This window comes from Thalassobaculum fulvum (assembly GCF_014652915.1).
GTDB classification, from domain to species: Bacteria; Pseudomonadota; Alphaproteobacteria; order Thalassobaculales; family Thalassobaculaceae; genus Thalassobaculum_A; species Thalassobaculum_A fulvum.
This window is the reverse complement of sequence record NZ_BMZS01000016.1, coordinates 47,964-63,094: the sequence shown is the minus strand read 5'-3', so window position 1 is coordinate 63,094 and position 15,131 is coordinate 47,964. Positions and strand designations below refer to the sequence as shown.

Here is a 15,131-nt window from a genome sequence, read left to right as displayed (position 1 = left end):
GCGGTCTCCTGGCTGTCGGGTGTTAGCGCCGGAACACGGCTACCAGTTCGATGTGGGGCGACCACAGGAATTGGTCAATCGGCGTGACCCGATCCAGGCGATAGCCGCCGTCTATCAGTGTGCGGGCATCTCGCGCGAAGGTGGCGGGATTGCACGACACCGCGGCGATCGTCGGAACCCGCGACCCGGCGAGCGCTTCGGCCTGCGCCCTGGCGCCGGTCCGCGGCGGGTCGATCGCCACGAGGTCGAAACGGTCGAGCTCGCCGCCCTCGAACGGGCGCGTGAACAGGTCCCGGACCTCGGTCGCCAGCCGGTCGCCGAGCCCGGCCCGGTCGGCGGCGGCCCGCAGGGCGGCGATCGCCCGCGGATCGCCGTCCACGGCGGTCACCGTGCCGCCGGCGGCTAGCGGCAGGGACAGCGTGCCCGATCCCGCGAACAGGTCGAGGCGGCGCGTGCTGCCGGCGGCGGCCGCGAGAACGGCGTCCCGGATCGCCGCCTCGCCGGACCGGGTGGCCTGCAGGAAGCCGCCGGGCGGCGGGCTGACGTCGACCTCGCCGAAGCGGATCGTCGCCGGTCGGCGTGCCGCCAGCGGCTCGGTCCGGTCGTGTCCCTCGCCGGCCCGGCGCACCGACAGCCGGCACAGGTCGAGTTCGTCGGCCAGGGCCGCCCAGGCCTCGCGCGCCGCCAGGTCCGGCGTGTCCGGCAGCACCAGCAGGGCGTCGACGCCGGTGTCGAGCAGCGTCAGCACCAGATCGGCGCTCTCGCCCTCGCCCAGGCGCCCGTCCAGGGTCGCCCGGAACGCCGGGAGGACGGCCTGCAGGGTCGGTTCCAGGACCGGGCACTCGGTGATGTCGACGATCCGGTTGCCCTGGCGCTCGTGGAAGCCGAGGACGGTGCCGCCCTTCAGGCGGCGTGCGGCGAGATCGGCGCGGCGCCGGGTGCCGGGCCGCGCCGGCACCGTGTCGGCGACCTCGACCCCGTCGAGCCCGACCCGTCGCAGGTGGCCGCGGACCTGGTCGGCTTTCCAGGCCGCATAGGGGGGCTCGGCCCAGTGCTGCAGGGCGCAGCCGCCGCAGGTCATGAAGTGCGGGCAGGGCGGTTCGACCCGGTCGGGCGACGTCTCGAGCAGCTCGATCGGGCTGGCGAACACGCCCTCGCCGCGATCGGCCTGGGGGCGGGCGAGGACCCGCTCGCCCGGCAGGGTGAACGGCACGAAGACGGACCGCTGCTTGGTTTCCCAGCCGAGCTTGACCTCGGCCCGGCCGACCCCGTCGCCGCGGCCGCCGACCAGGTCGACGGTCAGTTCGATCGGATCGGCGTTGGCCGGGACGTGGCCCTTGCGCATCGGCGTCGGGGCGCCGGACCGGCGCCGCCGGTGTGGGCGGGCCATCAGTGGTCTCCGCCGCTCATGCCCGGCTCCCGTCCTCGCGGAAGCCGCGCCACATCGGCGCCGAGTTGGTGGCGGCGTAGTCGTCCAGCATCACGTTGAAGCTGATGCTGACCCGCTCCTCGTTGCCGTAGTTCGGCCGCACGCTGTGCCGCAGCCAGGACGGGAACAGCACCATCCGGCCGGGCTTCGCCTCGATCTGGATCTCGGCCTGGGTCTCCGGCACCACCCGGGTCGAGACCGGCCTGAGCAGCTGGGCCTGCGGCCGCGGGTCGTGGAACACGATGGCGTCGGCTTCGCGCGGGATCCGCAGGTAGTAGGCGGCCGAGATCAGGTTGTTCGGGTGGATGTGCGGCGGATGGAAGCCGCCGGCCGGGTTGATGTTCGCCCAGCAGCCGGTGATCAGCCAGGCCCGGTCGCGCACCGCCAGCGCCTCCAGCACGGAATCGACGGCGGCCTGCACGAACGGCAGCAGCGGCGCGAATTCCTCGCGCTCGTGCAGGTCGTGCGTGGTCTGCCAGGTCTCGCCGGGCTTCAGGGCCGGCCGCGGCGTGAACCAGCGCTCCAGCAGGTCGAGCAGGCGCGCGTTGATCGGTCCGGCCTGGTCCTCCGGCAGGTCGAAGCCCCAGACGGGTGTGGCGAACAGCGGGAACGCGGCGGTTTTCGCGAACATCGGCACCTCCGGAAAAGCCGGCGGACCCTAGCCGATGCGGCCGGCGCTCGCCAGTGGGACGCACGCGACTCGACGAGGGAAGCTCAGGCGCCGGGGGAGGCGAGATCGGCGGCCCGGCTCGGGCGGGTGACGATCCAGGCCGCGACCACCGCCAGCAGCCCGGCGGTGACCGCCGGCCACCGCCAGTCGTTGCCGTGGACCAGCACCAGGGCGGCGACCGTCGCACTCATCGCGAGGACCGCGGCGATCTTGGCGCGCACCGGAATCACCCGGTGCGCGTGCCAGTCCCGCACGGTACGGCCGAACCGAGGGTGCTCGTAGAGCCAGAGATGGAACCGCTCCGACGACCGCGAGAACGCCCAGACCGCGACCAGCAGGAACACGGTGCCGGGCAGGCCGGGCAGGACGATGCCGGCGATGCCGAGGCCGGTGCAGACGAAGCCGAGCACGAGAAGTGCCCCGCGGGCCGGCCCACAGAGGCGGCGCGCGGGGCGAGCAGGGGTCTCGGTCACAACGACTTTCGTCATGAGTCAGAAATATAGCGCGGCAGGCCTGAAGGCAAAGTTAACGGCTCGGCGAAATTCGTCGCCGCCGGATCGGGGACGGGTCAGCGCAGCCGGACCACGCAGGCGGCCGGCGGCGCGCTGCATTCCGTCGCGGGGCTGCACAACCCGGCCACGAACTCCATCAACCTGCCGGCGTTGCCGGGGTTGGCGGAGTAGTAGACGAAGCGGCCGTCCCGCCGGGTGAGGACCAGCCCGGCCCGCTCCAGCAGGCCGAGATGGTGCGACAGGGTCGACGAGACCACGCCGAGCCGCTCGGCGATGACTCCGGCGGCCAGTCCCTCGGCCCCCGCCTGCACCAGCAGGCGGAAGACCTCGAGTCGGGTCGGTTGCGACAGGGCCGCGAAGGCGGCGACGGCATCGAGGGAGTCCATGGTTCGATCTTCGTCGAAGCATGCGACGCCACGATTACATCCGCGTGACAGTTCTGTGACGGCGTGCCCCCTCACTCGAGCTCCGCCGTCTGCCCCTCTTCCAGCGGCACGTTGAACACGTTGAGGGTCATCGAGATCAGCGTGTAGTAGCCGAGGATCCCCACCAGCTCGACCACGGCGGTGACGCCGAGGGTCGCGACCGCCTCGTCGTACAGCTCCTGCGGCACCTTGCGGTCGAGGTGCAGGGCCTTGGCGAAGTCGTGCACCACCCGCTCGTCGTCCTTGTCGAACGGCGGGGTCCGGCGGGTGCGGATCGCCTCGACCACCGCCTCCGACAGGCCGGCCTTCAGGGCGATCGGCTTGTGCACCGCCCATTCGAACTGGGCACTCCAGGCCCGCCCCGTCACCATGATCGCCAGCTCGGACAGCCGCGGCTCCAGGCTGGTGCCGTAGCGGCAGAACGCCCCCAGGCTCTGCGCCTTGTCGGCCAGGCCGGGGCTGTTGAGCCAGATCGCCAGCGGGCCCTGCACCTTGCCGCGCGGGCCGCTGGCGATAGCGTCGTAGACCGCCTTCTGCTCGGGCGTCAGCTTGGCCGGGTCAGGGGCGGGCAGCCGCGGCGGCGGCAACGTTACGGACATCGTGGAGGCTCCCGTGGTGGCTGGTCAGGCGGCCGGCTCGCTGCGGCCGAGACCGTCGTGCAGGTCGAGCAGGCGCTCGAACCAAGAATGGATCGGATCGTCGGCGGTCACCAGCCCGTAGGCGCTGGTGCAGCGCGCCCATTGCAGGGTGCCGAACAGCACGTAGTCGGCGTAGGTCGGGCCGTCGCCGCCGACGAACGCCCGGTCCTTGACCACGATGCGATAGGGCTCGAGCGACTTGCGGAACCCGTCGACCTTGGCGTCGCGGTCGGCCTGTACCTCGGCCAGCGGCCGGCCGAAGCGCTGCCGGCGCGACTCGTCGAAGTAGCCGAGGTCGGCCGGATCGACGTGCTCCAGGATGTCGGCGATGATCAGCGGTGCCAGCAGCGGCTGGATCGTGGTGTTGACGAAGCCGTTGATCGCCTTGGCCATGCCGCGGCCCTCGGGGCTGCCGAACAGCGACGGCCGGTCGGGGTAGCTGTCCTCGAGGTACTCGGCGATCGCCCAGCTGTCGTTGACGGTGCGGTCGCCGTCCACGATCACCGGCACCAGTTTCTGGCCGGAGAACGCCAGCTTGTCCTTCTCGGTGAACTTCACCAGCTCGAGGTCGTAGTCGAGCCCCTTGTGCGCCAGCGCCATGCGGGTGCGCCAGCCGTACGGGCTGAAGCGCTTCGCGTCGCGGCCGCAGAGGTCGTAGAAGGTGATCGCCATGAATGCCTCGTCCGGCTGAGAAGACCGGCGGACTCGTAGCATTCGGGCGAACGCTCCGGCAATGTGAGGCGCCGGGAATGACCGTTGCCGGTCGGGCACCAAAGTCCGCGGCCAATCCAGGGGAGGATACCCGATGACCCATGCCGAGCTGACCGCGATCGGACCGGCGGAGACCGTCGTGCGCTGCGTCGAGGGACCGGCGCTGCCGCCGCCCGGCCCCGGCGAGATCGTCGTGCGGATCGAGGCCGCGGGGATCAACCCCGCCGACATCCTGATGATCGAGGGCAACTACGCGGTGGTGCCGCAGACTCCGTGCCGGCTCGGCATCGAGGGCGCCGGGACGGTCAAGGCGGTCGGCGCCGGCGTGGAAGGGCTGAGCCCGGGCGACCGGGTGCTGTCGCTGGCCCGCAACAACTGGTGCACCGAGCAGCTGCTGAAGCCGCAGGAGGTCGTCAAGCTGCCGGCCGGGATCGACCCGCTGCAGGCCGGCATGCTGAAGGCCAACCCGGCCTCGGCCCTGCTGATGCTGACCGAGTACGTGACCCTGCAGCCGGGCGACTGGGTGCTGCAGGACGCCGCCAACTCGGCGGTCGGGCTCAACCTGGCGTCGATCGCCCGGGCGCGCGGGCTGAAGACCGTCAACGTGGTGCGCCGGGACAGTGCGGTCGAGGTCGTGAAGGCGGCCGGCGGCGACGTCGTGCTGGTCGACGGGCCGGACCTGCCGGCGCGGATCCGCGCGGCGACCGGCGGCGCCGAGATCAAGCTCGCCATCGACGCGGTCGCCGGGCCGATCGTCGAGTCCCTCGGCGACGCGCTGGCCGACGGCGGCACGATCGTCAACTACGGCCTGCTGTCGGGCAAGCCGTGCCAGCTCCGGGCCGACCAGGTGGTGTTCAAGGACGTCCGGCTGGTCGGGTTCTGGCTCGCCAAGATCATGCCGGCGCTCGGCTACGAGCGGATCGCCGCGATGTACCGGGAACTCGCCGGCTACGTGATCGACGGGGTCATCGACATCCCGGTCGAGGCGACCTATCCGCTGACCGAGATCCAGGCGGCGCTCGCCCACGCCAAGCGCGAGGCCCGCGGCGGCAAGGTCGTTCTGACGCCGTAAGCGAGGTGGAGGCGCATCGCCCTCACGGCCACCAGCCCCGGTCGCGCAGCAGCAGCCGGGTCTCGACGTCGACCGCCGGGCGCCGCGGCGGGCGGTCGCTGAGCGCGTCCTCGCGCGTCGGCTCCGGCTCCGGCATCGCCGGGATCGCATCGAGCCGGGGCGGGCGGCCGAGCCAGAAGGCGAGGCGGATTGGGAAGGTATCGGCCAGCATGGCGCTCTCCCTTGAGAAAATCTCAAACATGGGGTGAGGGAATTGCCGCGGTGCGCGGCCTTCGATCACCGTTTCGGCCTCTTATCTCGTGCTATTGGGAGGGCGGCGCCATCGAGTTCTCTTGCGCCCGGAGTTGAGGTTTTCTTCGCAGGGAGACGGGCCATGCGACTGCCGTCGCTGAACGCGCTCAGGGCCTTCGAGGCGGTCGCCCGGCTGGGCAGCCTGACCCGGGCCGCCGCCGAGCTGCACGTCACGCCGAGCGCGGTGCGCCACCAGATCCGGGCGCTCGAGGAGGACCTCGGCCGAACCCTGCTGCGGCGCAGCGGCAACGCCCTGGTCCCGACCGAGGCGGCCAACGGCGCGCTCGGCCACCTGCGCCGGGCATTCGACGCGCTGGCCGACGCCAACCGCAGCCTGCGCTCGCCGGCGCGGGCGCCGGTGCTGCGGGTCTCGGCGGTGCCGTCGTTCATCTCGGCCTGGCTGATCCCGCGGCTCGACGCGTTCCACGCCAGGCACCCCGAGGTGACGGTGCAGGTCGACACCAACCCGCAGTTGACCGACTTCGCCCGGGAGGGCGTCGACCTGGCGGTGCGCTATGGACTCGGCGGCTATCCCGGCCTGTTCGAGTGCCGGCTGTTCAGCGAGCGCTACTTCCCGGTCTGCGCGCCGCGCCTGCTGGACGGCCCGGAGCCGCTGGCCGAGCCGGCCGACCTGGCGCGCCACACCCTGCTGCACGACGCGGTGCGGCCGCGGGTCGGCTGGCCGGTCTGGCGCGACTGGCTTGACGCCGCCGGGGTGCTGGAGCGGGTCGATCCGGATTCCGGTACCCACTACACCATGAGCATGTTCGCCTATCAGGCGGCCGTCGCCGGCCAGGGCGTCGCGCTCGGCACCACCGTGCTGGCGATGGACCTGCTGGCGGCCGGCTACCTGGTGAAGCCGTTCGAGCTCGAGCTGCCGACCGCCTACGGCTACCACATCGTCTGCCCGCCCGAGCGCCGCGAGCGCGGCCACGTGGCGGCCTTCATCGACTGGCTGCTGGAGGCGGCGGGGGCGGCATGCACCGGGATGGAAGAATGATCCGACGGCGCCCGTCGCGGGGTGGGTTCCGGCTCGACCACGCCGAGGGCGGCGCGTTCGTCCGGAATGACGACAGTGGAGGAAGAGCATCACGAGCGCCTTCCCCCTTGGTCGTCATTCCGGACCGGGTCGCCGAAGGCGGGACGGAGCCGGAACCCACCCAACGCTGCGGCGTCCGGGCGCACCCGCCCTCATCCCCGTTGACAACGCCCCGGCGCCCCGTAGTCTCCGCCGCGGGCCGCCGCTCCCCAACGAGCGGTTACATTGAAGGATGCAGACATGAAGCCGCAGCTGAAGCCGCGGGTTCCGCTGTTCTCGTCCGGACCGTGTGCGAAGCGACCCGGATGGGGCCCCGCTGAACTCGCCGACGCCGTCCTCGGACGGTCTCACCGTTCCAAAACCGGAAAAGCCAGGCTGGCCGAGGTGATCGACCGGTCGCGCGCGATCCTGGGCATGCCCGAGGGCTATCGCCTGGGCATCGTCCCGGCCTCCGACACCGGCGCCGTCGAGATGGCGCTGTGGTCGCTGCTCGGCGCGCGCGGCGTCGACATGCTGGCCTGGGAGAGCTTCGGCGCCGGCTGGGTGACCGACGTGACCAAACAGCTCAAGCTGCAGGATGTGCGGGTGATCGAGGCCGACTACGGCCAGATCGTCGATCTCGCCTCGGTCGATTTCAGCCGCGACGTGGTGTTCACCTGGAACGGCACGACCTCCGGGGTGCGGGTGCCGAACGGCGACTGGATCCCGGCCGACCGCGAGGGCCTGACGATCTGCGACGCCACCTCGGCGGCGTTCGCCATGGAGCTGCCCTGGGACAAGCTCGACGTGGTGACCTGGTCCTGGCAGAAGGTGCTGGGCGGCGAGGCGGCCCACGGCATGCTGGCGCTCAGCCCGCGCGCGGTCGAGCGGCTGGAGAGCTACACCCCGGCCTGGCCGCTGCCCAAGCTGTTCCGCATGACCTCCAAGGGCAAGCTGAACGAAGGCATCTTCAAGGGCGAGACCATCAACACGCCGTCCATGCTGTGCGTCGAGGACATCCTGGACGCGCTCGGCTGGGCCGAGTCCATCGGCGGGCTGAACGGCCTGATCGCCCGCAGCGAGGCCAATCTCGCGGCCATCGAGGCGTGGGTGGCGAAGTCGTCCTGGGCCGGTTTCCTGGCCGATGACAAGGCGATCCGCTCGCCGACCTCGATCTGTCTCTCGATCGTCGACCCGGCGTTCAAGGCGCTGTCCGAGGCCGACCAGGCCGCGGCCGCCAAGAAGCTGGCGTCGCTGGTCGAGGCCGAGGGCGCCGGCTACGACATCGCCGGCTATCGCGACGCCCCGCCGGGCCTGCGGATCTGGGGCGGCGCCACGGTCGAGACCGCCGACATCGAGGCCCTGCTGCCCTGGCTCGACTGGGCCTGGGAGCAGGTGAAGACGGAGCTCGCGGCCGCCGCGTAAGCGGCTGTCCCGTGGGTCCCGGAGCCGTCCCGGACTGCGTCCGTGACTCTCCGGGATGACGACAGAGGAGGGGAGCGCCGGTGCTGCGGCTTCTCCCCTCGTCATTCCGGAGGGGGCGCGCGAGCGCCCGGCTCCGGAACCCACCCGCCGCCGCGAGATACACCGAAGCTTCAATGCAACAGCGAAAGGCGCGCGCCCTCCGTTCGGCCCCCGCATACCGGCGACCAGCGGAGCCGGCGCGCGAATGCGACATGGTCAAAGTCCTGATTTCCGACAAGCTGAGCGAGCAGGCGGTCGAGATCTTCCGCGGCCGCGGCATCGAGGTCGACTTCAAGCCGGGCCTGGCGCCCGACGAGCTGAAGGCGATCATCGGCCGGTACGACGGCCTCGCCATCCGGTCCGCCACCAAGGTCACCGCCGACCTGCTCGAGGCGGCGGAGAACCTGAAGGTGGTCGGCCGCGCCGGCATCGGCGTCGACAACGTCGACATCCCGGCCGCCACCGGCCGCGGCGTGGTGGTCATGAACACGCCGTTCGGCAACGCCGTCACCACCGCCGAGCACGCCATCGCCATGATGTTCGCGCTGGCCCGGCAGATCCCGCAGGCCGACGCCTCGACCCAGGCCGGCAAGTGGGAGAAGTCGAAGTTCATGGGCGTCGAGCTGACCGGCAAGGTGCTCGGCCTGATCGGCTGCGGCAACATCGGCTCGATCGTCGCCGACCGGGCCCGCGGCCTGCGCATGCGGGTGCTGGCCTACGATCCGTTCCTGTCGGAGCAGCGTGCGACCGAGCTCGGCGTGCGCAAGGTCGAGCTCGACGAGCTGTTCGCCGAGGCCGACGTGATCACCCTGCACACCCCGCTGACCGACGCGACGCGCGGCGTCATCGACGCGGCGGCGATTGCCAAGATGAAGAAGGGCGTGCGCATCATCAACTGCGCCCGCGGCGGCCTGGTGGTCGAGGACGACCTGCGCGCCGCGCTCGACTCCGGACAGGTCGGCGGCGCCGCCTTCGACGTGTTCGTGACCGAACCGGCCAAGGAGAACGTGCTGTTCGGCCACCCGAACGTGGTCTGCACCCCGCACCTCGGCGCGTCGACCACCGAGGCGCAGGAGAAGGTGGCGCTGCAGATCGCCGAGCAGATGAGCGACTACCTGCTGACCGGCGCGGTCAGCAACGCCGTCAACGTGCCGTCGGTGACCGCCGAGGAGGCGCCGATCCTGAAGCCGTACATGAAGCTGGCCGAACTGCTCGGCTCGTTCTGCGGCCAGATGGTCGAGGGCCCGGTCGAGGCGGTGTCGATCGAGCTGGAGGGCCACGCCGCCGAGCTCAACGCCGAGCCGATCAAGGCGGCCGGCCTGGCCGGGCTGCTGCGCCCGCAGGTCGACAGCGTCAACATGGTCAACGCCCCGTCGATGGCGCACCAGCGCGGCATCGAGGTCAGCGTGACCCGGCACGACCGCGAGCCCGACTACCAGACCCTGCTGCGCATGACCGCCCGCTCGCAGGGCCGCACCCGGGTGCTGGTCGGCACCCTGATCGGCGGCAGCAAGCCGCGGCTGGTCGAGGTCCAGGGCATCGCGGTCGAGGCCGATTTCGGGCAACACATGCTGTACGTCCGCAACTACGACAAGCCGGGCTTCATCGGCGCCCTCGGTTCGGCGCTCGGCAACCATCAGGTCAACATCGCGACCTTCCACCTCGGCCGCCGCGACGTCGGCGGCGAGGCGATCGCCCTGGTCGAGGTCGACCAGCCGATCGAGGACGCCCTGCTGGCCGAGGTCCAGGCCCTGCCGCACGTGGTCCGGGTGAACGCGCTGTCGTTCTAGCCTGGGAACGGGGCGGCAGTTGCCCTTCGCGAGGCACGCATGACCGAAAAGGCCCTCGTCCTGTTCTCCGGCGGCCAGGACTCCGCGACCTGCCTGGCCTGGGCGCTCGACCGGTTCGACGCGGTCGAGACCATCGGCTTCGACTACGGCCAGGCCCACCGGATCGAGTTGGAGGTCCGCACGACGTTCCTCGACCGGTTGCGGGCCGGCTTCCCGGCCTGGGCCGCCAGGCTCGGCGACGACCATCTGGTCGACATGGGCCTGCTCGGCGAGATCAGCGACACCGCGCTGACCCGCGACAAGGCCATCGAGATGGCGGAGTCCGGCCTGCCCAACACCTTCGTGCCGGGCCGCAACCTGCTGTTCTTCACGACGGCGGCCGCCGTCGGCTACCGGCGCGACGCCAGGCACTTGGTCGGCGGCATGTGCGAGACCGACTACTCCGGCTACCCGGACTGCCGCGACGACACCATCAAGGCGCTGCAGGTGGCGCTCACCCTCGGTATGGACCGGCGGTTCGTGCTGCACACCCCGCTGATGTGGATCGACAAGGCGGCCACCTGGGCGATGGCGCGGCAGCTCGGCGGCCAGGCCCTGGTCGACCTGATACTGGAGGACACCCACTCCTGCTACCGCGGCGACCGCACCCGGCGGCACGCCTGGGGCTACGGCTGCGGCAGCTGCCCGGCCTGCGACCTGCGTCGCGGCGGCTGGGAGCGGTACGTCGCCGAGGGAGGCTGAGGCCTGTTGCCGCGTAGGTCCCGGATGAGCCGCGCGCGGCGCGCCTCTCCGGGATGACGTCTTATATTAACTGCCGTCATCCCGGCCGAAGCGGCGAAGTCGCGTAGAGCCGGGACCCACGACGCGACGGGCGTTTGGCGCTCCGGCGCTTGCCGCCGCTCCCGCTCGGCGCCATGCTGACCGTATGCGCGCTTACGATTACGTCATCGTCGGAGCCGGGTCCGCGGGATGCGTGCTCGCCTCCCGCCTCACCGAGGATCCCGAAATCTCGGTCCTGCTGCTGGAGGCCGGCGGCTGGGACTGGAACCCGCTGATCCACATTCCGCTCGGCGTCGGCAAGCTGGTGCGGTCCAGCCTGCACAGCTGGGGCTACTGGACCGAGCCGGAGCCGCACCTCGACGGCCGCAAGCTGTACTGGCCGCGCGGCAAGGTGGTCGGCGGTTCGTCCTCGATCAACTCGATGATCTACATCCGCGGCCACGCCCGCGACTACGACACCTGGGCGCAGCTCGGCAATCGCGGCTGGTCTTGGGACGACGTGCTGCCGTACTTCAGGCGCTCGGAAGGCCATCTCGAGCGGCCGGCCGACGACCTGCACGGCACCGGCGGCCCGCTGAAGGTCGAGCGCGGCCACGGCGACAACCCGCTCTACGACGTGTTCTTCGCGGCCGGCAAGCAGGCCGGCCATCCGTGGAACGACGACTTCAACGGGCCGGAGCAGGAGGGGGTCGGGCGCTACGACTTCACCATCCGCGACGGCCGCCGGGCCAGCGCCGCCGCCTGCTACCTGCGGCCGGCGATGAAGCGCCCGAATCTGACGGTCGAGACCCGCGCGCTGACCCACCGGGTGATCGTCGAAGGCGGCCGCGCGACCGGCGTCGAGTACTACCGCGAGGGCACCCTGCAGCGGGTGGCGGCGGAGCGCGAGGTGCTGCTGTCGGGCGGCGCGCTGAACTCGCCGCAGGTGCTGATGCTGTCGGGCATCGGCGACCCGGCGGAGCTGGCCGCCCACGGTATCCCGGTGACGCACGCGCTGCCGGGGGTCGGGCGCGACCTGCAGGACCACCTGGACATCCCGCTGCAGTTCGCCTGCCCGAAGCCGGTCACCCTGCACAGCCTGGTGCGGCTCGACCGGGCGGCGCTGGCGATGGCGCAGGCGGCGCTGTTCCGGTCCGGCCCGGCCGCCAGCTTCCCGGCCGAGGGCGGGCTGTTCGTGCGCACCCGGCCGGAGCTGGAGATGCCCGACATGCAGTGGCACTTCCTGATCGGCCTGGGTGCGAAGCGGCTGCGCATCCCGCTGCTGTGGCACCTGAACAAGGACCGGATGGACCAGGACGGCTTCACCATCCGGATGTGCCACCTCAGGCCCGAGAGCCGCGGTCGGCTGACCCTGCGCTCGGCCGACCCGGCCGACCGGGTGCGGATCTTCGCCAACTACTATTCGACCGAGAACGACCGCCGCAGCTTCCGCGACGGCCTGCGCATGGCCCGCGAGCTGGTTGCCCAGCCGGCCTTCGAGGGCTGGCGCGGTGCGGAGCTGAACCCGGGCCGGGACGTCGTCTCGGACGGCGACATCGACGCCTACGTCCGGCGCATCGCCGAGACCATCTACCACCCGGTCGGCACCTGCCGGATGGGCACCGACGACGGTGCGGTGGTCGATCCGGAACTGAAGGTCCGCGGCGTCGAGGGCCTGCGCGTGATCGACGCCTCGATCATGCCGCGGCTGATCGGCGGCAACACCAACGCGCCGACCATGATGATCGCCGAGAAGGCGGCCGACATGATCCGAGGTAGGGCAGCGCTGGGCAGGGAGCCGGGACGGGCGGCGGCGTAGCGGCTACAGCCACCGCCGCACCCGCGCCTTGTAGGACAGGTACTCGTCGCCGAACTTGGCCGCGAGGTAGCGCTCCTCGCGGTCGACCACGCCGATGTTCATGATCACGAAGGTCGGGATCAGCAGGCCGAGCATCCACCAGCTGTTGACCCAGATCGCGATGCCGGCTGACAGGGTGGTGAGCGCGATGTAGATCGGGTTGCGGCTGAACCGGTACGGCCCGTCGGTGACCACGGCGGTCGCCGGTTTGTGGGTCGGCACGTTGGTGCCGGCGCGCCGGAACAGGCCGAAGCACCAGCCTGCCAGGCAGCCCGCCAGCACGATCAGCGCGACGCCGGGGACGAGGCCGCCGCCCGGAGCCAGGACCGGCAACGGGATCAGCCGGTCGAGCAGGGCGCCGACGACCAGCGCGCCGGCATAGAGGAACGGCGGATGGGTGATCACGCCCGGATGGTCGGGTCTGCGGCCGCCTGATTCGGTCATGCTGCCCGCCTTCCTGGTACGCTTCCCTGGGGAGCACATGGGCGCGCCGCCCCCGTGCCGCAAGCTCGTTCGCAGATGCGAGACCGTGAGGCATGACACGGCCCGCCCGGCTGGTTAAGACTCGGGTCCAGACAAATTCCGATCTCGGCCATTCGGGGGCTCCAATGCTTCGTATCCTGACTTCCGCCGCCGCGCTGTCGCTCGTCGCGGCGCCCGCCTTCGCCCATACCGGCATCGGCACCGCCGGCGGGTTCGCCGCCGGCGTCGCGCACCCGATGCTCGGCCTCGACCACCTGCTGGCGATGGTCGCCGTCGGCGCCTGGGGGGCGCTGCTCGGCGGCCGGGCGGTCTGGCTGGTACCGGCGGCGTTCGTGGCGGCGATGGTCGCCGGCGGTGCGCTGGCGATCTCCGGCGTGGCCCTGCCGATGGTCGAGACCGCGATCGCCCTGTCGGTGGTGGTGCTGGGCGCCCTGGTGGCGGTGAACGCCCGCCTGACGGTCGGCGCCGGCATGGCGGTGGTGGCGGCGTTCGCGCTGTTCCACGGCCACGCCCACGGCAGCGAGCTGGCCCAGGGCCTGTCGGCGCTGACCTACTCGGCCGGCTTCGCCGCGGCGACCGCGCTGCTGCACGCCGCCGGCGCCGCCGCAACGGTGGCGGTGGTCCGCGTCAGCTCGACCCGGGCGGTGCGCTGGGCCGGCATCGCCGCGGCGTTCACCGGCGTCGGCCTGATCGCCGGGCTCTGAGCGAGCACGCGACCGTCCTTCCTCTGCCGTCATCCCGGAGCGGACCGCCATCGGCGGGACGCATCCGGGACCTACGGGGCGACGAGGGCAGGCAGTTGTCGGCACTTCGGCGGCGGGTGGGTCCCGGGTCACGCTGCGCGTGCCCGGGATGACGTCCAAAGTGGGGGCGCCCCCTACTTCAGCGCCGCCACCACGCGCTTGGCGAAGCCGTCGAGATGCGGCTTGTCGATCCAGCGCAGCACCGCCACCAGGTCCAGGGTGGGGTCGAACCAGATGACGTTCGAGCCGACACCCATGGCGAACACGCTGGTCCTGGGCGCGCTCGGACAGTGCACGCCGTCGCCGTTCAGCCACCACAGATAGCCGTAGCTCGGATTCAGCGGGCACGGCGTGGTGCAGGCGTCGACCCAGGCTTCCGACAGGATCCGCTTGGCCCCCCACTGGCCGCGGCGCTGCATCAGCAGGCCGATCCGGGCGTGGTCGCGCGCCGAGATGAACAGCCCGCCGCCCCAGTGCGCACCGCCGGAGACCGAGCACACGGGCTGGCCGCCGACCTCGACCCAGGAGTTGATGTAGCCGTTCCAACTCCACGTGTCCGACGCGCCGATCGGGTCCATCACCCGGTCCTTCAGCACCTTCGGCAGCGGCTTGCCCCAGACCCGCAGCAGCGACAGCGACAGCCGGTTCACCCGGACGTCGTTGTATTCCCAGTAGGCGCCGGGCGCCTGCAGGTCGCGGTGGGTGCCCTTCTTCGACGGCGTGCCCGGCGGCAGCGACAGCTCGCGGTTGCGGTCGATCAGGTCGGGCTTGCCGAACAGCGTGCCCTCCCACTCGCTGGTATTGGTCAGCAGGTGCTTCCAGGTGATCGAGCGGTTCTGCTCGGCGTCGAACCCGCCGTCGTCGACCAGCTCGCGGACCGGCCGGTCGACGTCCGGGATCAGCCCGTCGTCGACCGCCAGCCCGGCCATGATCGACAGGTACGACTTGGTGACCGAGAACGTCATGTCGGCGCGGTCGGTCGGGCCCCATTCGGCGATGATCCGGCCGCCGCGGACGATCAGCCCGCTCGGGTCGGCGCGCGGCGCGGTCGGGCCGATGATGTCGCCGAGCGGCGGCGGCTCCGAGAAGTGGCCGCCGGCGAGCGCCGCGGCGATGTCGCGGTTCATGGTCGATTCGTGGGCGATCGCGTAGTCGACGGCGGCCTGGATGCCGGCCGGGTCGGCGCCGGCGGCGGCCGGGTCGGCGCGCTCCCAGGCGTCGCCGGGGCCGGGCACGTAGTCGGTCATGGTGAGGGCTCCTCGGGTGGG

General features: G+C 71.7%; 16 protein-coding genes. 7 read left to right on the top strand and 9 right to left on the bottom strand.

What is annotated here, in order from left to right; translation table 11 throughout:
* Window positions 1–22: 22 nt before the first annotated feature.
* From IE246_RS26630 to IE246_RS26605, 6 genes are all read right to left on the bottom strand, one after another.
* Window positions 23–1,390 carry a class I SAM-dependent RNA methyltransferase gene (locus IE246_RS26630; RefSeq protein WP_229837531.1) on the bottom strand — a complete coding sequence of 456 codons (1,368 nt, stop codon included), beginning with the start codon at window positions 1,388–1,390 and terminating at the stop codon, window positions 23–25.
* A 16-nt stretch (window positions 1,391–1,406) separates the two neighbouring features.
* The gene (locus IE246_RS26625) at window positions 1,407–2,060 is read right to left on the bottom strand and encodes a 2OG-Fe(II) oxygenase family protein (RefSeq protein ID WP_189995516.1); all 654 of its coding nucleotides are present in this window, start codon (window positions 2,058–2,060) and stop codon (window positions 1,407–1,409) included.
* Between the two features lie 83 nt (window positions 2,061–2,143).
* On the bottom strand, window positions 2,144–2,509 hold the full coding sequence (locus IE246_RS26620) for a YbaN family protein (RefSeq protein WP_229837530.1): 366 nt from the start codon (window positions 2,507–2,509) through the stop codon (window positions 2,144–2,146).
* Between the two features lie 158 nt (window positions 2,510–2,667).
* On the bottom strand, window positions 2,668–2,997 hold the full coding sequence (locus IE246_RS26615) for an ArsR/SmtB family transcription factor (protein WP_189995512.1): 330 nt from the start codon (window positions 2,995–2,997) through the stop codon (window positions 2,668–2,670).
* A 71-nt stretch (window positions 2,998–3,068) separates the two neighbouring features.
* Window positions 3,069–3,635: a carboxymuconolactone decarboxylase family protein gene (locus tag IE246_RS26610; protein ID WP_189995511.1), complete on the bottom strand. Its 567-nt coding sequence runs from the start codon at window positions 3,633–3,635 to the stop codon at window positions 3,069–3,071.
* A 24-nt stretch (window positions 3,636–3,659) separates the two neighbouring features.
* Window positions 3,660–4,346 carry a glutathione S-transferase family protein gene (locus tag IE246_RS26605; RefSeq protein WP_189995510.1) on the bottom strand — a complete coding sequence of 229 codons (687 nt, stop codon included), beginning with the start codon at window positions 4,344–4,346 and terminating at the stop codon, window positions 3,660–3,662.
* A gap of 133 nt (window positions 4,347–4,479) precedes the next feature.
* On the opposite strand from IE246_RS26605, the gene IE246_RS26600 reads away from it, so the two are divergent.
* On the top strand, window positions 4,480–5,457 hold the full coding sequence (locus tag IE246_RS26600) for a zinc-dependent alcohol dehydrogenase family protein (protein WP_189995509.1): 978 nt from the start codon (window positions 4,480–4,482) through the stop codon (window positions 5,455–5,457).
* A gap of 22 nt (window positions 5,458–5,479) precedes the next feature.
* Here the strand turns inward: IE246_RS26600 and IE246_RS26595 are convergent, their stop codons facing one another.
* Window positions 5,480–5,668, bottom strand: a complete 189-nt coding sequence (locus tag IE246_RS26595) for a hypothetical protein (RefSeq protein ID WP_189995508.1) — start codon at window positions 5,666–5,668, stop codon at window positions 5,480–5,482.
* A gap of 162 nt (window positions 5,669–5,830) precedes the next feature.
* Here IE246_RS26595 and gcvA point away from each other — a divergent pair, with 162 nt between their 5' ends.
* From gcvA to IE246_RS26570, 5 genes are all read left to right on the top strand, one after another.
* Window positions 5,831–6,748 (top strand): transcriptional regulator GcvA, encoded by a 918-nt coding sequence (gene gcvA, locus IE246_RS26590; RefSeq protein WP_189995507.1) that lies wholly within the window; start codon window positions 5,831–5,833, stop codon window positions 6,746–6,748.
* 279 nt (window positions 6,749–7,027) lie between these two features.
* Entirely contained in the window at window positions 7,028–8,191 is a 1,164-nt protein-coding gene (locus tag IE246_RS26585; RefSeq protein WP_189995506.1) for a phosphoserine transaminase, read from the top strand.
* Between the two features lie 251 nt (window positions 8,192–8,442).
* Window positions 8,443–10,020, top strand: a complete 1,578-nt coding sequence (gene serA / locus IE246_RS26580) for a phosphoglycerate dehydrogenase (RefSeq protein ID WP_189995505.1) — start codon at window positions 8,443–8,445, stop codon at window positions 10,018–10,020.
* Window positions 10,021–10,059: 39 nt separating this feature from the next.
* Window positions 10,060–10,761, top strand: coding sequence for a 7-cyano-7-deazaguanine synthase QueC (queC, locus tag IE246_RS26575; protein ID WP_189995504.1), 702 nt, complete (start codon window positions 10,060–10,062; stop codon window positions 10,759–10,761).
* 184 nt (window positions 10,762–10,945) lie between these two features.
* Window positions 10,946–12,598, top strand: a complete 1,653-nt coding sequence (locus IE246_RS26570; RefSeq protein ID WP_189995497.1) for a GMC family oxidoreductase — start codon at window positions 10,946–10,948, stop codon at window positions 12,596–12,598.
* A 3-nt stretch (window positions 12,599–12,601) separates the two neighbouring features.
* On the opposite strand, the gene IE246_RS26565 is transcribed toward IE246_RS26570, so the two are convergent.
* On the bottom strand, window positions 12,602–13,081 hold the full coding sequence (locus IE246_RS26565) for a methyltransferase family protein (RefSeq protein ID WP_189995495.1): 480 nt from the start codon (window positions 13,079–13,081) through the stop codon (window positions 12,602–12,604).
* A gap of 164 nt (window positions 13,082–13,245) precedes the next feature.
* Between IE246_RS26565 and IE246_RS26560 the strand changes: the two genes are divergently transcribed.
* A complete protein-coding gene (locus tag IE246_RS26560) occupies window positions 13,246–13,824 on the top strand; it encodes a HupE/UreJ family protein (RefSeq protein ID WP_189995493.1) in 579 nt (192 codons plus the stop codon).
* Window positions 13,825–13,997: 173 nt separating this feature from the next.
* Here IE246_RS26560 and IE246_RS26555 read toward each other — a convergent pair whose 3' ends face one another.
* Complete coding sequence (locus tag IE246_RS26555; RefSeq protein WP_189995491.1) at window positions 13,998–15,110, bottom strand: serine hydrolase domain-containing protein; 1,113 nt, start codon at window positions 15,108–15,110, stop codon at window positions 13,998–14,000.
* Window positions 15,111–15,131 lie beyond the last annotated feature (21 nt).

What these genes read in the sequence shown, in the direction of transcription:
- IE246_RS26630 (WP_229837531.1), bottom strand. Translation starts at nt 1,390, where the DNA reads ATGGCCCGCCCACACCGGCGGCGCCGGTCCGGCGCCCCGACGCCGATG.
- IE246_RS26625 (WP_189995516.1), bottom strand. Translation starts at nt 2,060, where the DNA reads ATGTTCGCGAAAACCGCCGCGTTCCCGCTGTTCGCCACACCCGTCTGG.
- IE246_RS26615 (WP_189995512.1), bottom strand. Translation starts at nt 2,997, where the DNA reads ATGGACTCCCTCGATGCCGTCGCCGCCTTCGCGGCCCTGTCGCAACCG.
- IE246_RS26610 (WP_189995511.1), bottom strand. Translation starts at nt 3,635, where the DNA reads ATGTCCGTAACGTTGCCGCCGCCGCGGCTGCCCGCCCCTGACCCGGCC.
- IE246_RS26605 (WP_189995510.1), bottom strand. Translation starts at nt 4,346, where the DNA reads ATGGCGATCACCTTCTACGACCTCTGCGGCCGCGACGCGAAGCGCTTC.
- IE246_RS26600 (WP_189995509.1), top strand. Translation starts at nt 4,480, where the DNA reads ATGACCCATGCCGAGCTGACCGCGATCGGACCGGCGGAGACCGTCGTG.
- IE246_RS26595 (WP_189995508.1), bottom strand. Translation starts at nt 5,668, where the DNA reads ATGCTGGCCGATACCTTCCCAATCCGCCTCGCCTTCTGGCTCGGCCGC.
- gcvA (WP_189995507.1), top strand. Translation starts at nt 5,831, where the DNA reads ATGCGACTGCCGTCGCTGAACGCGCTCAGGGCCTTCGAGGCGGTCGCC.
- IE246_RS26585 (WP_189995506.1), top strand. Translation starts at nt 7,028, where the DNA reads ATGAAGCCGCAGCTGAAGCCGCGGGTTCCGCTGTTCTCGTCCGGACCG.
- serA (WP_189995505.1), top strand. Translation starts at nt 8,443, where the DNA reads ATGGTCAAAGTCCTGATTTCCGACAAGCTGAGCGAGCAGGCGGTCGAG.
- queC (WP_189995504.1), top strand. Translation starts at nt 10,060, where the DNA reads ATGACCGAAAAGGCCCTCGTCCTGTTCTCCGGCGGCCAGGACTCCGCG.
- IE246_RS26570 (WP_189995497.1), top strand. Translation starts at nt 10,946, where the DNA reads ATGCGCGCTTACGATTACGTCATCGTCGGAGCCGGGTCCGCGGGATGC.
- IE246_RS26565 (WP_189995495.1), bottom strand. Translation starts at nt 13,081, where the DNA reads ATGACCGAATCAGGCGGCCGCAGACCCGACCATCCGGGCGTGATCACC.
- IE246_RS26560 (WP_189995493.1), top strand. Translation starts at nt 13,246, where the DNA reads ATGCTTCGTATCCTGACTTCCGCCGCCGCGCTGTCGCTCGTCGCGGCG.
- IE246_RS26555 (WP_189995491.1), bottom strand. Translation starts at nt 15,110, where the DNA reads ATGACCGACTACGTGCCCGGCCCCGGCGACGCCTGGGAGCGCGCCGAC.